Genomic DNA, 16209 nt, shown 5'->3' with positions numbered 1-16209 from the left:
CGTTCACTCCTTGCGCAGCCAGCCGCCGAAGGTGCGGCTCAAGAGGCCCTCGCTGCGCGCGCCGGCCTTGAGGTTGCCCATGGCCAGCGGCGCGAGTTCCGTGAGGTCGGCGGTGTCGTGGGCTTCGCGGGCGGACGCGGCGATCTGGCCGAGGTTTTCGAACAGGTAGCGGCGCGACTGCACGCGGTAGCCCAGCGTCTGCTCGGTCTGCTGGAGCGCCCGCAGCACGAGCAGCGAATCGCCGCCAAGGTCGAAGAAGTTGTCGGTCGGGCGGATGTCGTTGACGTCGATCCCGATCACCGAAGCCCAGATCTGCGCTAGCCGGGCGTGCTCGGGGTTCAACAGGGTGTCGTCCGCCTTCGGCGCCGCGGCTGTGCCGTTGGCCGGTGCCGCAGCCTTGTGCGGATCGGCCGCTGCAAGCTTGCGCAGGTACACGGCGCTTGCCGAGCCTTCTTCCCTGGAGAGTTCGGCCAGCGTGGCTTCGGGATGGTCCGCCGCCCTTTGCAGCAGCTCCAGGTAGCGGTCGCGCAGGTGCGCACCGGTTTCGCGCAGGTAGATGTCTGCGTTGTAGATGAGCGCGCCTTCCAGGCCGTGCGGCTTGTCCATCAGCCACACGCCGATGTCGTCGGTTGCGCCGTGCTGCATCAGGTGAAGCTGGCGGGTCTGCAGGCTGCCCAGCCGCCGCGCACGGTCGCGTGCGTCCTGAAAGGAGAACATCGCCTGGTAGGGGCCGACTGCCCGAATGCGGGCACCGAGCGCGGGCTCCGCCATCAGGCGCTCGAAGGGCACCTGCTGGTAGTTCATGATCGACAGCAGCTCGCGCTTCACGTAGCGCATGAATTCCGAGAGCGGCTGCTCAAGGCCAACCTGCAGCGACACCGGCAGCACGTTGTTGAAGAAGCCCATCACGTCTTCGGTCTCGGGCTGCTGGCGGCCGCGCACCGGGTTGGCGATGACGATCGATTCCGAGCCGATGACGCGGCTCATGGTGAGCGCATAGATGCCGAAGGTCAGCATGCTGAGCGTCACGTCCATGTCGCGGGCGGCCTTGCGCAGCTGCTGCGTGGTGGACAGGTCGACACGGATCCACTGCGCGCCGCCCTGGCCGCTCTTGCCCGAGCGCCGCGGCATGTCGGTGTTGGGCTGGCGCGGCATAGGCGCATCGGCAAAGCGCTTCAGCCAGAAATCGAGCTGCTCCTGGAAGCCCGGCTCGTTCATCCAGCCCGCCTGCCACTCGGCATAGTCGCCGTGGGTGGTCGTGAGTGCGGGCAGGCCGTGCGGGCGTCCGCGTTCCGCTGCGTCGTAGATGGCGGAGAGTTCGCGCTGGAGCAAGTCGAAGGACCAGCCGTCCCAGATGAGGTGGTGCGGCACGAACACGAATACGTGCTCATGCTCGTCGAGCTGGAACACCGCCGCATGCATCATGGGCGCCCGATGAATGTCGATGGGCCGGTCGGCAAGCTCTTGCATGCGCTCGGCGAGTTCGGCTTCGCGCTGGTCGGCCGGCAGGTTGCGCAGGTCGATGAAGGGCAACTCGAAATCCACCGCCTCCGACATCGCCTGCACCGGCTGACCGGTGTGCGGGTCGGTGGCCATGCGGGTGCGCAGGGCCGGCTGGCGGCGAATGATTTCCCTGAACGCGGCCTCGAAGCGCTGCGCATCGAAGCTGCCGGTCAGGCGCTGGGCGGCCGGCGCGTTGTAGACCGAGCGGCCGGGATGCAGCTCTTCCATGAACCGGATGCGCTCTTGCGACGGCGTGAGGGGCGCCGTCTTGCGGCTGATGCGGCAGGGCAGCGGCGCCTGCACAAGGGAGCCTGCGCTTTGCAGGCCCTCGACCACGGCGGCCAGCTTTTCAGCCGTGGGCGCCTCGAACAGCGAGCGCAGCGGCAGCGTGATCTTGAACTCGCGGCTCAGCAGCGTGGTCAGGCGCGAAGCCAGCAGCGAATGGCCGCCCATGGCAAAGAAGTCGTCCCGCATGTCCAGGCCGGGCAGGCTCAGTACCTTTTCCATGGTTTCGAGCACCTTGCGTTCGCCATCGGTGCGCGGTGCGGCGCCGCGCCGTGCCTCGTCGCGCGAGACCTGTTGCGGCGGCGGCAGCGACACGCGGTCGACCTTGCCGTTGGGCAGCGTGGGCAGCGCCTTCAGCGCCACCACATGCTGCGGCAGCATGAAGGCCGGCAAGTGCTCGCGCAGGTGTGCCATGAGCACGTCCTGGTCAAATTCGACGCCGGGCGTGAGCGCGAGGTAGGCCACCAGGCGAACGTCGCCCGGGCTGTCTTCGCGCGCCACCACCACGCAGCGCGAAACGCCGGCCACCTCGCAGCAGCGCGCCTCGATTTCGCCCGGCTCGATGCGGTAGCCGCGCACCTTCAGTTGAAAGTCGAGCCGGCCCAGATGCTGGATCAGCCCGTCGTTGCGCCAGCGGCCCCGGTCGCCGGTGCGGTAAAGGCGCTTGGCGGCGCCGAAGATGCGCGCGGTGACAAAGCGCTCTGCGGTGAGTTCGGGGCGGTCGATGTAGCCTTCCGAAAGGCCGTCGCCCGCAATGCAGATTTCTCCCGGCACGCCGATGGGGCAGGGCTGCATGTCGGCATCGAGAATCCAGATCTCGGTGTTGTCGACGGGGTGGCCGATCGACACGCCGCGCGATGCAACCGCCTTCGGGTCGACCAGCCAGGCGGTGGAATACACCGTGGTTTCCGTCGGGCCGTAGCCGTTCCAGAGCTCCGAGAGGCGCTCGCACAGCGCAAGCGCAAAGCTCGGCCGCAGCGGCTCGCCGCCAATCCAGCCCCTGAAGCCCGGTGCACCCGGCCATTGGGCGTCCAGCAGCAGCTGCCACATGCCGGGCGTGGCCTGCAGGAAGTTGATGCGCTCTTCCTGCAGCAGCTTGCTCAGGCGCACGCCGTCCATGGCGAGGTCGCGCTGCACCATCACGATCTCTGCGCCCACGGCCAGCGGCAGCAGCAGGTCCGGAACCGCCATGTCGAACGACAGCGTGGTCACTGCGGCAATCCGGTCGTCGGCATGCATGCCGGATTTGCGGAGCATCCACTGCAGCAGGTTGGCCACCGAGACGTGCCGCGCCGAAACGCCCTTGGGCAGGCCCGTGGAGCCCGAGGTGTAGATCACATAGGCGGGATCGTCCGGGCCGGCGTCGTCAGCGCTCGCGGGCAGCGGCTCGCCGGAACCCTGCTGCCAGGTGCCGTCGCGGTCGATCTCGAACACGCGTTCGCCTGCATCGGCGTGCCAGCTGCGGGGTGCGGCGGCAATGTCGGACGAGGTCAGGAGCAGGGCGAGGCTTGCATCCTTGGCATAGTGGTCGAGCCGCGCTTGCGGAAATGCGGGGTCGAGCGGCACGTAGGCGGCGCCTGCCTTCAGCACGGCAACCATCGAGATGACCATCTCGAGGCTGCGCTCCAGGCACAGGCCCACGTGCTGGCCGCGGCGAACGCCGCGCTCGCGCAGCGCGCGCGCAAGCCGGTTGGACTGCGCATCGAGTTCGGCATAGGTGCAGACGCGCGCGCCGTCGCGCACTGCGGGGCGGTCGGGCTGCAGCGGCACGCGTTCCAGGAAACGTGCAAGCGCATGCGGCGCGCCTTCAAGCTCGGTGGGTGGCGGCTGCAAGGCCATGAGCTCTTGCGCACCCTCTTGCGAGAGCACTTCGAGACGGCCGACTGCCTCGCCCGGGTTGCGCGCGGCCGAGCGGAGCACGCACTCGAACATGTCGAGCCAGCGCAGGACGGTGGCTTCGTCGAACAGGTCCGTGTTGTATTGCGCCTCGATCTGCAGGCCGCCGTCGAGCGGACGCAGGTTCAGGAAGAGTTCGAAGTTCTCGTACTTGCGGGCAATGGTGTCCTGCGTGACGTCCAGGCCCGTGAAGGCCTGCGTGCTGCTGGCAACGTCGGGGTCTACGTTGAACACCACGCTCACCAGCGGCAGGCGGCTTGGGTCGCGCTGCAGCGCCAGCTTGCCGAGCAGTGCGCCGTAGGTGAGCGCCTGGTGGTCGAAGGCGTCGAGCACGGCGGTGCTGCATTCGCCCAGCAATGCATCGAATCGCATCTGGCCGTGCGCCGAAAGGCGCAGCGGCAGCAGGTTGACGCAGTGGCCCACCAGGTCGGGCATGTCGCGCGCAATCTGGCCCGATGCCGGAATGCCCACCACGATGTCGTCCTGCCCGGTAAGGCGGTGCAGCGTGGCGACCAGGCCGGTGAGCAGGCCCGCGAACAGGCTGGCGCCCGTCTTTGCGCTCATGGAGCGCAGCGCGGTCACAAGGCGCCGGTCGAGCAGGCGCTCTGCGCGCCGCGAGCTGAAGGTGCGCGCAGCAGGGCGCAGGTGGTCGAGCGGAAGCTCGATCACGGGCAGGGTTCCGCCGGGAAAGCGCTCCAGCCAGAAGTCCACATGCACTTGCATGTCGGGGTGCGCGGCCTCGGCGGCTTCTTCCGCGGCAAAGCTCGCATAGCTCGGCGCCGCCTTCAGGCGCAGGCCATTGCCTGTTTGCTCGGCATACAGATGGCCGAGCTGCTCGGTAATGACCACCCACGACCAGCCGTCGCAGACCACGTGGTGCGCCGACATGACGAGTTCGTGCTCGGCGTCGCCGAGGCGGTACAGCACGGCCCGGAACAGCGGGCCTTGCTCCAGGGAGAAGGGCGTGCACACGGCGGCGTCATGGGCCGCCTTCAGCGCTTGTGCCTGTGCTTGCGCAGAGAGGTCGCGCAGGTCTTTCTGCACCATCGGGTCTTCGGGGGGCCGGCCGACGAGCATGCAGGTGCCGTCGGGCGAGATGGTGGAACGCAGCGACTGGTGGCGCTCGACGAGCCGGGCCACGGCACGCGCCATGGCATCCTGGTCGAGCGAGCCGCGCAGTCGCAGCAGCACCGATTCGTTGTACGAGAGCGAGGCTTCGGTGCTCATCGTTGCGCCGAGCCAGACTTCGCGCTGCGATTCCGTGGTCGGAATGACGCATTCGATAAGGCCCGCTGCGGCGGGGGGGCGAAGAACGGCGTTCATGCTGTGGCCTTTCCATTGATCAGATGGCTGGGAGAAGAGGTGGTGTCCGGCACGTACCAGAAGGGCTGGCCGTCGATGTCCCGGGCGAGAACGGAGCCGTCTTCTTCCTGGGCCTTGCGGTAGTCGAAGCCGGTGATGACGGTGGCGCGGCGGGGCAGGAATCCGGATTCCTGCATCTCGGCGACCGACTCCTTGAAGGCGCGCTGGATGGTCTCGATGTCCTCGGCGCTGTGCGCGCTCGTGAGGAAGCACGGAAAGTTGTCCAGGATGTGCACGCCGCGGCTGCGCATCATTGCGAACAGCAGGTCTTGCAGCGGATGGTCTTCGAGCCAGCTCACGCGCCAGAGCGAAGCGAAGTGCCTGATGGCGATGGGCGCGCCCACCTCGGCGCACCAGGCAGTGAGCTCCTCGGCCATGGTGCCGGTGCTGGTGCTGAGGCCGATCTGCAGTGCGGGCCCAGCTTCTTTCAGATAGGTGAGCGATGCCTTGGCCGCGGCCAGCGCGAGCGGGTGCCGCACGAAGGTGCCGGCAAAGTACGTCACGCCCACGCCGGGAATCGAGTCGTCGCCGTACTGCCAGGCGCCGCCGTCGAGTGCGTCCATGAACTCGCGCTTGCCGGCGATCACCCCGACGGGAAAGCCGCCGCCGATCACCTTGCCGTAGGTGGCAAGGTCGGCGCGCACGTTGAACAGTTCCTGCGCGCCGCCCAGCCCCACGCGAAAGCCGGTGATGACCTCGTCGAAGATCAGGCAGCTGCCGCTTTGCGCGGTAATGGCACGCACTTCTTCCAGGAACTCGCGCGGCTGGAAATCGGGCCGGCGGCTTTGCACCGGCTCGGCCAGCACGGCGGCAAGGTCTTCGGCGTTCTCGCGAATGAAGGCCAGCGCCTCGGGGGTGCCGTAGTCCAGCACGCGGATGTCGCCGAACATGCCGCTCATCACGCCTGGCGCGGCCGAGAGGCCCTTGCCGCCCTTGCCGGCGCGAACCAGCACTTCGTCGAATGTGCCGTGGTACGAACCGGTAAACACCACCACGGTGCTGCGGCCGGTAACGGTGCGCGCGATGCGCAGCGCCGCCATCACGGCCTCCGAGCCGGTATTGCAAAGCGCTGCGCGGTCGCTGCCCGTGAGTTCGCAGATGAGCGCCGTGACGTCGGCGGCCAGCGGGTGCTGCGGACCGATCTCGTAGCCTTCGTCGAGCTGGCGGCGCACGGCTTCCTGCACGAAGTCGGGCTGCCAGCCGAACATGTTCATTCCGAAGCCGTTCAGCGCATCGACATATTCGTTGCCGTCCAGGTCCCAGAGCTTGGAGCCCTTGGAGCGCTCGATGACGATCTGGTAGGTGATCTCTTTCGTGATCGGGCGGAAGCCGTTGACCACACGCGGGTCGGCCATGTGCGGGCGGTTCGCTTCGGTGAACTGCTTGCTCTTTTGCGTGCGCTCCACATAGCGGCGCATGAAGGTTGCGAGCCGCGCCTTCTGGCGGCCGCTCGGCTCGGCGGTGCGCTGCGTGTGGATGCGCGCAATGGCGCCGAAAGCCTTCGTCACGTCGTAGCGCATCGGCTCCTTGGATGCGGCGGGCTCTTCCGTATTGGCTACTGGGGCTGCAGACGCCGGCAGCGCCTGCGCCAACCGAGCTGGCTGCACGGTGGTTGCCTGCAGTGCCGGCTGGACCTGTTGCATTGGCTGCGACGCGGTGCCGGCAGACAGGTCTGCCCCCGCGCCCGAGAGCAGCGCGAGCTGTTGGCGCATCAGTTCCATTTGCTGCGTAACAAGTTGTACAAGCGGCGTGGCGCCAATTCCGCCGTCTTGGAGCGGGGTGAACGCAGGCTGCATGTGCACAGCCGTCGATGCGATGGCCGCCGTTTGCACAGGCGCGGAAACGGCCGCCGGAACTGCAGCGGCTGCGACGGGTGCCGCCACGGCCACGGCAACGGGCTCGGGCGGCAGGCTCTCCCGCAGGAACGCGCAGAGCGCGTCCAGGCTGCGGTAGTTCTCCATGAGCTGGCGAAAGCTCAGGTTCACCTTGAAGCGTTTCTTGATCTGCGTGGCAACCTGGGTCAGCGTGAGCGAATCCAGCCCGAGCTCGCTGAAGGCGGCGTGCCCCTCTGCCTGGGCCATGTCGATCCCGGAGATGTCCTCGAACAAGGACCGCAACCGCGCGTCCAGCGAGGCGTCTGACGAAGCAGATGTGGAAGAAACAGGTAGCGGGGGCGCTGCAGCAACTGTCACGGTCGTCTCCAAAACGGGGGGTGGTACGAAAAGGGCGGGCACGGGCGGCGCGGCTTCCGGCAAGGTGGCCGGCTTCGCCGCGGGGGCCGCGATGTCGACCCAGAAACGCTTGCGCTCGAACGGGTAGGTGGGCAGGCGAACCCGCTGCGCACCGGTGCGCACGGCAAGCCGCGACAACTCCACGTCGGCGCCGCATGTCCAAAGGCGCGCCAGCGCCAGGCGCAGGGTGCGGGCCTCGTCGGCCGGCTCGCCATGCAGCAGCGGCATCGCTTCGGCGGCGCCGTGCTGGCGCACCAGCGTGGTCAATGCGTTGCGGGGGCCGACCTCGACGAAGAGCGGCCGCACCGTCTGCTCCATGGCGTTGCGCACGGCGGGCGAAAAGTGCACGGTGCCGCGCAGGTGGCGGGCCCAATAGCTGGCGCTGGTGGCTTCGGCGTCTTCGAGCAGGCGGCCGGTGAGCGTCGAATAGATCGGAATCGCCGGCGGATGCAGTGCCACTTCACTGACCAGCGCTTCGAAGGGTGCGACGGCCGCATCCATCATTGCGCTGTGGAATGCGTGCGATGTCTGCAGCGGACGGCTCGGAATGTCTTCTTCCTGCAGCGAGGCTTGCAGCGCCGCAATCGCCTCGAAGGGGCCGGCGGCCACGCAAGCTGTCGGGCCGTTGTCTGCGGCCAGCGAGAGCGAAGCGCCGAGCCGGGCCGTGAGCTGTTCGGCACCCAGGCGCACCGACAGCATTGCCCCCGCGGGCTGGGCCTGCATGAGCGCGCCGCGGCGGGCAACAAGCCGTGCGGCGTCTTCGAGCCGCATCACGCCCGCCAGCACCGCGGCCACGAACTCGCCCACGCTGTGGCCGATGAGCGCATGCGGCCGTGCACCCAGCGAGAGGAGCCTGCGTGCCAGCGCGTACTCCAGCGCAAACATGGCGGGCTGCGTCACGGCGGTGGGCGACAGCGCATCGGCCTGGCCTTCGAACATGCGCTCGCGCAAATCGAAGTCGAGCGCGCTGCCGAAGGCCTTCACGCATGCATCGAAGGCAGCAGCGAAGACGGGGTCGTTCGCATGCAGGTTCTTGCCCATCCCGGCGTACTGCGCGCCCTGGCCGGGGAACATCAGCACCAGTTGCGGCGCGCGCGCATCGATGTGGCCGCTGACGCGCCATGCGCCGTCATTGCCGCGCAGCGCGGCAACGGCTTCGGCCGCATCGCTGGCCACCACCGCGCGGCGGAAGGCGTGTGCCTTGCGGCCGACGCCGAGCGTGTAGGCGACATCGGCCAGCGGCAGCCCCGGTGTGGCATCGAGATGCGCAGCCAGCTGTTCCGCAGCCACCGCGAGTGCGGACTCCGAGCGGGCCGAGAGCGGCAGCACTTGCGGACCGATTGCGCCGGGCGAAGCGGGGCGCGGGGGCGCCTCTTCGACGATGACGTGCGCGTTGGTGCCGCCCACGCCGAAGGAGCTGACGCCCGCGCGGCGCGGCTCGGCGGCACGCGGCCACGGCTGCAGGCTTGGCGTGACGTAGAAGGGCGTGCGTGAAAAATCGATGGAGGGATTCGGCGCGGTGAAGTGCGCTGTCGGCGGAATCACTTCATGGTGCAGCGAGAGCGCCGCCTTGATGATTCCGGCGGCGCCGGCGGCCGTGACCATGTGGCCCACGTTGCTCTTGAGCGAGCCGAGCGCGCAGAAGCCCAGCGCATCGGTGTGCTCGCCATAGGCACAGGTCAGCGCCTCTACCTCGATCGGGTCGCCCATGGGCGTGGCCGTGCCGTGCGCCTCCACATACGAAATGCTGCGCGCCTCTACATTGGCTGCGGCCAAGGCGGCGCGGATCACCGCGGCCTGGCCGTCGACGCTGGGTGCGGTAAAGCTCGCCTTGGCACCGCCGTCGTTGTTGACCGCGGCGCTGCGCAGCACCGCGTAGATGGTGTCGCCGTCTGCCTGCGCATCCGCCAGGCGCTTCAGCAGAACCACGGCGGCGCCGTCGCTGAACACGGTGCCCTGGGCCTGCGCATCGAAGCTGCGCGTGCGGCCGTCGGGCGAGAGCATCGAGCCTTCCTGGTAGAGGTAGCCGCTGCGCGTGGGGCAGGTAACGGACGCGCCGCCCGCCAGCGCCATGTAGCACTGGCCCGTGCGCAGCGCATGAAAGGCCTGCGCCACGGCCACCAGCGACGTCGAGCAAGCTGTGTGCACGCTCACCGCCGGACCCGTGAGGTTGAGCCGGTTGGCCACTCGCGTGGTGATGTAGTCCTTCTCGTTGGCCAGCATCACCTGGAATTCGCCCACCGCTTCGATGAGGTCGGGCCGCGTGCTGACGTGGCGCTGGAAGTAGCTGGCGTTGTACATGCCGGCATACACGCCCACGGGGCCGGGGGCCGCGTCGGGCACATAGCCGGCGCGCTCCAGGCACTCCCAGCAGATCTCGAGGAACACGCGCTGCTGCGGGTCCATGAGCGCAGCTTCCTTCGGGCCGATGCCGAAGAAGGCCGCATCGAAGTTCTCTATGCCTTCGATCACGCCGCGGGCGCGCACATAGGCCGGGTCGGAGCGCAAGGCTTCCGAAACGCCGGCATCGAGCGTTTCATCGTCGAAGAAGCTGATGGTGTCGCGGCCGGCAACCAGGTTGTCCCAGAACTGTTCGACATCCGCAGCGCCCGGAAAGCGGCCCGCGGTGGCGACGAGCGCCACGGCATCCTGCAGGTCTGGCGCGTTGGACGGTGCTTGCGGCGTGCGCGGCCAGGCGGTTGCAGCGAGCGCTGCATTGCCGGCCGGTTGCAACTGCGCGGCCATCGCGCCGGGTGTCGGATGCCGGAAGAAGAGGTTGGTGGAAAGCGGCTGTGCGCTGCCTTGCTGCAGATCGGCCAGCACCTGCAGCACGCGCATCGAATCGCCGCCGAGGTCGAAGAAGTTGTCGTTGCGGCCCACCTTCGCAATGCGCAGCGCGCGCGCAAAGGCTTCGCACACGCGCTGCTCGGTGGCGTTGCGCGCCTCTTCAAAAGGCTGGGAGAGGTCGGGCCGCTCGCCGGCGGGTTCAGGCAAGGCCTTGCGGTCGAGCTTGCCATTGGCGGTGACAGGCAACTGCTCGAGCCAGACTTGTGCGGACGGCAGCAGGGCCGTTGGCAGGCGGGCCGCGAGGTGTGCGCGCAACGCCTCCCACGAGAGCTTTTCTTGCGAACGCGCGACCAGGTAGGCGACAAGGCTCAGCTGCCCGTCGGCATCGGGCCGCGCGACGACGGCGCAGCTCTTGACGGCCGGATGGGTGAGGATGGCCGCCTCTACCTCGCCGGTTTCGATGCGGTGCCCGTGGATCTTGACCTGCCCATCGCGGCGCCCGATGAACTCGAGGGTGCCGTCGGGCAGCCAGCGTGCAAGGTCGCCCGTGCGGTACAGGCGCTCGCCCGGCGCGCCGAAGGGGTCGGGCACGAAGCGTTCTTCGGTCAGCGCAGGTTGTCCGAGGTAGCCGCGCGCCAGCCCGTGTCCGCCGATGCACAGCTCGCCGACCAGGCCCGCAGGCATCAAGGCCATGCTCGGGCTCAGCACGCGCAGCACCGTGTCCTTGATCGGCCGGCCGAGCGGTACCGAACGAACATCGGCGGGCAACGCGGCCGGAATGCGGTACGTGGCTGCGAAGGTCGTGCATTCGGTAGGCCCGTAGCCATTGCTCAACGCGAGTTGCGGAAGCGCGGCCAGCGCGCGGCGCACGTGCGGCACCGAAAGCGCTTCGCCACCCGTAAGCAGGTGCCGCAGGCCGGAAAGGTGCGCCGGGTTGTCGTCGATTACCGCGTTGAACAGCGCCGCCGTGAGCCAGGCCGTGTGGACGTCGTGGCGTGCAATGGTGCGGGCGAGGCCTGCACCCGTGGGCACGCGCTCGTCGTGAATGACGCAGCAGCCGCCGTTGAGCAGCGGCCCCCAGACTTCGAGTGTGGATGCATCGAAGCCGAGCGGTGCGGCATGCAGCATGGCGCGGCCGGGAGCCAGCTCGACATAGGCGGCATCGACCACGAGGCGAAGAATTGCACGATGGCAGATCTCGATGCCCTTCGGTGTGCCCGTCGAGCCGGAGGTGTACATCACGTAAGCCACCGATTCGCCGTCGATGGCTGGGGCCTCCCACGAGGCGGGCACATCGCCTTCGGTGCCGTCCTGCACCAGCACGGCCATCGATTCGGGAACGAGGTGGCAGTGCGCGGGCGCGGCGATTGTCAGCTGCGCGTTCGCTTCGCGGAGCATGTAGGCCACGCGCTCGGCCGGAAAGTCCGTTGGCACCGGAACGTAGGCCGCACCCGCCTTCAGAACGCCAAGTTGCGCAACCACGGCCGCAGCCGAACGGTCGAGCAGCAGCCCGACGGCGCCGCCGGCGTGCACACCCAGGTGCTGAAGGCGCCGGGCGAGTTGGTCGGAGCTGCGTTCGAGCTCGCCGTAGCTCATCTGCGTTTCGCCCTCGGCAAGGGCGGGGGCGTCTGGTGTGGCAGCGGCCTGGCGGCTGAACGTTTCCACCACGTTGAGCTCGCAGTTCAGGGGCGCGGGCGTCGTGTTCCAGTCAAGCAGTTGCTGCTCGCGGTCGGCCACGGTCAGGGTGCGGATGTCACCGATTGGTGCTTCGGGGCGGCAGAGCAGGTCGGCGGCAGTATCGGCGATTGCCGCCAGCAAGCGATCGAGGGATGCGGCGTCCAGAAGGCCTGCTGCGGCGTCGGCGTGAAGGCGAGGGGATTCGCCAGAGGTGTCGAGCCAGAAACGGAGGGGGGCTTGGGCCGCGGTTGCAGTGTGTTCGCTGCGCAGCCAGAGAAAGCTCGGCGATGACTCAGGCGCGGATTCTTGTTGCGCTTGTGTGGCGTCGGTTACGTGCCGTCGCTGCTGGTCAAGGGCGGCCAGCCATGCGCTTGCCGGTTGCGCGGGATCGAAGGGCAGCGCAAGCGTGGGTTGCGTTGCGGCCGCCTGAGGGCCGCTCGCCAAGGCTTCGTGCAGAACCGGCTGCCGTGCGTCGAGCCAGCGCGCTTGCAGCAGGAGCCAGGCTGCGGCAAATGGGGTGTCCGGCAATTGATCGGCGGCTCCGGCCCACTGGCTCCAATACCGCATATTTTTCGGCGCGAATGCCGCCGAGCCACCAATTCGGTCTGCCGTTGCCGAACCCGGCAGTGAAACAAACAGGTCGCCCAGAGAAAACAGGGGGGCTTCTAATTGCTCCGAAAAAATCGAATGACGTTTCATGGAATAGCTCGAATGGGTAATACTTGGCAGCAGATTGAATACGGAAAAAATGCATTAAGTAAAAGTAAAAAGAGGTAGTACGTTTGGTCATATTTCGAGGGCAATCCTAGGGTGTTTGCCGCAGACGGTGGGGGCAAATGTTGGTCAAGTTACACTCCAGAATCAGTTGTTACATAGACGTACTACCTGATATCGCCCAAACGGGGTAGCTAATCACCGGAAACGAGTAGGTAACTCGCTGTCGAGGGTGGACTCGCCTACCGCGTCTGCGTGAAAACAGGCACCGCGACTCGATCGCGGGGGAACCAATGTAAAAATTCCGCCGTACTGGCGCATGAGCGGTGCGTCCCCTTTCAGGGGAGACAATCGCCCCGTTTCCCTCGGACGCAACCATGACAAAGCGCCTGCCTGGCTTGGCGGTGCGCAATCAAGAGGGGGAGTAGGGAAGCCCGGCGTTGCACCAGGGCTGTGCGCGCGAAGGTTTGGCCCCGATCACCGGTTCAGGAGCGGAATCTGCACCTGTCAGTGGCGTGAACGCGACGGCTGAATATCGAGAACTAAGGATGTATGGATAAACAGGGTAAAGAGACCCTGTTATTAATCATCCGACTTTGTAACCAGATTAAAAAATTCGGTTGCGAACCCGGAAGTCATGTAATTCTCGCGCAATAACTTGTCTCAAGATTGTCGCAACTTTTGAAGGATTACAAATGTTCCGGGACATCTTATTGCCAAATGCCAAATTGAAGCAATCCGGGGTCTACTATGAGTCCGGACTGCACCGAAATAGTGCTGCCATTACCGCCAATGCCACTTATTTTGGCAATCCGCAATGGGCCCAGGAATACCTGGATTTTTGCCATCGCGATGCGCATTTCAGAAGCCGGTGGCTCGCAGCTGCCGGCGACTGGACAGACAAGGTGGTCATCGACCTGGGCTGCGGCCCCGGAAACATCTTTGCCACCGTAGGCGGAAAACCCCGGCTCCTGGTGGGCGTGGATGTAGCGCCCGGTTCGCTGGAGCTGGCGGCAAAGCTGGGCTATACGGCGGTGCTCGCCGATGCGGCCTACACCCCATTTCGCTCGCACGTGGCCGACATCGTCGCCATCAATGCGTCGCTGCACCACTGCGACGACATGGCCGCTGTGCTGCGCGAAGGTGCCCGGCTCGTAAAGCCGCACGGCCTCCTGGTGACCGACCACGATCCGCAACTCACCGCGTGGGACTACAAGGGCATTGCCAAGCTCATGTGGGATGCGCGCCTCTGGGTGTACCGTGCAATTCGGCACGGCTTTCACAAGACGGGCAGCCAGCAATCATGGGGCCTGGCAACGGAGGTTCATCACCAGCCGGGCGACGGAGTCACCAAGGAGTTCTTCAAGGCCACGCTGGAACCTCTGGGGTTTGACGTTCACGTCTATCCGCACAACCATCAGATAGGCGCCGAGGCGCTCGACGGCGTCGTGGGGCCGGCGCAATGGAAGTACCGGCTTGGCAATATGCTGTCCGGCCGCCGGCCGTCTGCGCCTACCAGTGCGTTGTCATTGATGTGCGTGGCCAAGCGGCGCGGCGACGCGCCCACGATGGCGGCGGAATAAAGCCGCCCTGCAACAACAACAAAGAGGAGACCGACCCATGCTTTCAAGCCTGATGCCGCTGACCCCCAGCGCCTACGAGCAGAAGTTTCTGGACAACCAGGACGAGAACCTTTTCCTGGGCTCGTTCGAGAGCTTTGCCGCCGCCGAGGCAGGCGCACCCCCTTCAAAGGCGGTGGGCTACGACAACGCCGAAGCAGCCTGGGAAATCTACAGCCACCAGATTTATTTCTATGACTACCCGGGCCTTTTCTGGCTCTCCAGATCCATCGACGCGGGCATGTCGCGCGTGTTCGACCTGGGCGGGCACGTGGGCATCAAGTACTACGCGTTCAAACGCGTGATGCCTTATCCCGACAACCTGCGCTGGACCGTTTGCGATGTTCCCGGCGTGGTGCAAACCGGGCGTGAGCTGGCCGTGCGGCGCGAGGCAACCGCGCAATTGAGCTTTACCACCAACTACGAAGATGCGAGCGGCTGCGACGTGCTGTATGCGTCGGGCAGCCTGCAGTACCTGCCCGTACAGATCTCCAAGATCATTGCGTCGCTTGCGGTAAAGCCCAAGCGCATCGTGCTGAACACGACCGCGGTTCACCCCGAGCGAACCATCTACACACTCAACAGCATCGGCTTTGCGGTGTGCCCCTATCGCATCCAGCATGACGAAGAGTTGTGGGCCGAACTGAGAGGCGCCGGATACAAGCGGCGCGACGCGTGGCGCAACGAAGGCAAGCCGATCGAAGTGCCCTTTGTAGAGGGCGGCGACAAGCCTTACTACGCGGGGTGTTGTTTCGATCTTGCCGGTTAAGGGCGGCAGGAGGAGAAGACCTCCCGCGAAGCCTTTTTTTGTCAGCGCGCGTAGCGTGCAAGCTCGTGCTTGGCAATTGCGTTGCGGTGCACTTCATCGGGCCCGTCGGCCATGCGCAGGTGGCGCGCGTAGGCCCAGAAGTTCACCAGCAGCGTGTCCTGGCTCAAGCCCATGGCGCCGAATGCTTGCATCGCATCGTCGATCACCTGGATGCAGTTGTTCGGCGCAATCACCTTGATCATCGCGATCTCCTGCGCCGCCACCTTGTTGCCCACCGTGTCCATGCGCCAGGCGGCGTGCAGCACCATCCATCGGGTCTGGTCGATCAGCATGCGGCTCTTGGCAATGCGTTCGCGCCACACGCCTTGTTCGGCCAGCGGCTTGCCAAAGGCCACGCGCGACACCACGCGTTCGCACATCATCTCCAGGGCCGACTCGGCCATGCCGATCATGCGCATGCAGTGGTGAATGCGCCCCGGGCCAAGGCGGCCCTGCGCAATTTCGAACCCGCGGCCCTCGCCGAGCAGGATGTTGTCGACCGGCACGCGCACGTTCTCGAACAGCACCTCAGGGTGGCCAAAGGGCGCATCGAAGTGATTGACCAGCGCCATGTCGCGCAGCACCGTGATGCCGGGCGCGTCGGCGGGCACGATGATCATGGATTGCTGCTTGTGGCGATTGGCGTTGTCGGGGTCGGTCTTGCCCATGAGGATGAACAGCTTGCACCGTTCGTTCATGGCGCCGGTGATGTACCACTTGCGCCCATTGATCACGTACTCATTGCCTTCGCGCCGAATGCTGCATGCGATGTTGGTGGCGTCCGAAGAGGCCACTGCCGGTTCGGTCATTGCAAAGGCGGAGCGAATCTGCCCGTCGAGCAGCGGCTGCAGCCAGCGCGCCTTCTGCGCGGCCGAACCGTAGCGCTCGATCACCTCGGTGTTGCCCGTGTCAGGCGCGCTGCAGTTGAACGCCTCGGCGCTCCAGTAGCGGCGGCCCATGATCTCGCACAGCGGCGCGTATTCGAGGTTGGTCAGGCCCGCGCCGTGCGCCGTTTCGGGCAGGAACAGGTTCCACAGGCCCGCCGCGCGAGCCTTTTCTTTCAGCTCTTCCAAGAGCGGCAAGCCGGTGTAGAAACCGCCGTTCTTCTGCGCGTTGAGATACGACTGATGCGCCTCTTCAGCCTGCCGCTTCTCGTTCGGATAAATGTGTGCATCCATGAAGGCGAGCAGGCGCGTGCGCAGGTCCTGGACCTTGGGCGTGTAGGCGAATTCCATGAGAGGCGTCTTTCGAAGAGGGGCGGTGGGTGTGCCTCGATCTTCCCTGGCAGGCGGCCGGGCGGCTGTCTCCTGAATGACGGAGCGCGTAC

Annotated in this window: 5 protein-coding genes; 2 read left to right on the top strand and 3 right to left on the bottom strand. The window is 66.4% G+C overall.

All coding sequences use genetic code 11. The features are described 5' to 3' along the window. Window positions 1-3 precede the first annotated feature (3 nt). Entirely contained in the window at window positions 4-5007 is a 5004-nt protein-coding gene (locus QHG62_RS26005; protein WP_281148470.1) for a non-ribosomal peptide synthetase, read from the bottom strand. Next, window positions 5004-12440: an amino acid adenylation domain-containing protein gene (locus QHG62_RS26000; RefSeq protein ID WP_432445561.1), complete on the bottom strand. Its 7437-nt coding sequence runs from the start codon at window positions 12438-12440 to the stop codon at window positions 5004-5006. Before QHG62_RS26000 ends, QHG62_RS26005 begins: the two co-directional genes overlap by 4 nt. Before the next feature lie 710 nt (window positions 12441-13150). On the opposite strand from QHG62_RS26000, the gene QHG62_RS25995 reads away from it, so the two are divergent. After that, a complete protein-coding gene (locus tag QHG62_RS25995; protein WP_281148468.1) occupies window positions 13151-14038 on the top strand; it encodes a class I SAM-dependent methyltransferase in 888 nt (295 codons plus the stop codon). A 37-nt stretch (window positions 14039-14075) separates the two neighbouring features. Next, window positions 14076-14843, top strand: coding sequence for a TIGR04325 family methyltransferase (locus tag QHG62_RS25990; protein WP_281148467.1), 768 nt, complete (start codon window positions 14076-14078; stop codon window positions 14841-14843). 41 nt (window positions 14844-14884) lie between these two features. On the opposite strand, the gene QHG62_RS25985 is transcribed toward QHG62_RS25990, so the two are convergent. After that, window positions 14885-16117, bottom strand: coding sequence for an acyl-CoA dehydrogenase family protein (locus tag QHG62_RS25985; protein ID WP_281148466.1), 1233 nt, complete (start codon window positions 16115-16117; stop codon window positions 14885-14887). Window positions 16118-16209: the final 92 nt, after the last annotated feature.

Source organism: Variovorax paradoxus, assembly GCF_029919115.1.
Lineage (GTDB): Bacteria > Pseudomonadota > Gammaproteobacteria > Burkholderiales > Burkholderiaceae_C > Variovorax > Variovorax paradoxus_O.
The sequence above is the reverse complement of the archived record's forward strand: the minus strand, read 5'-3'. Positions and strand labels throughout refer to the sequence as shown.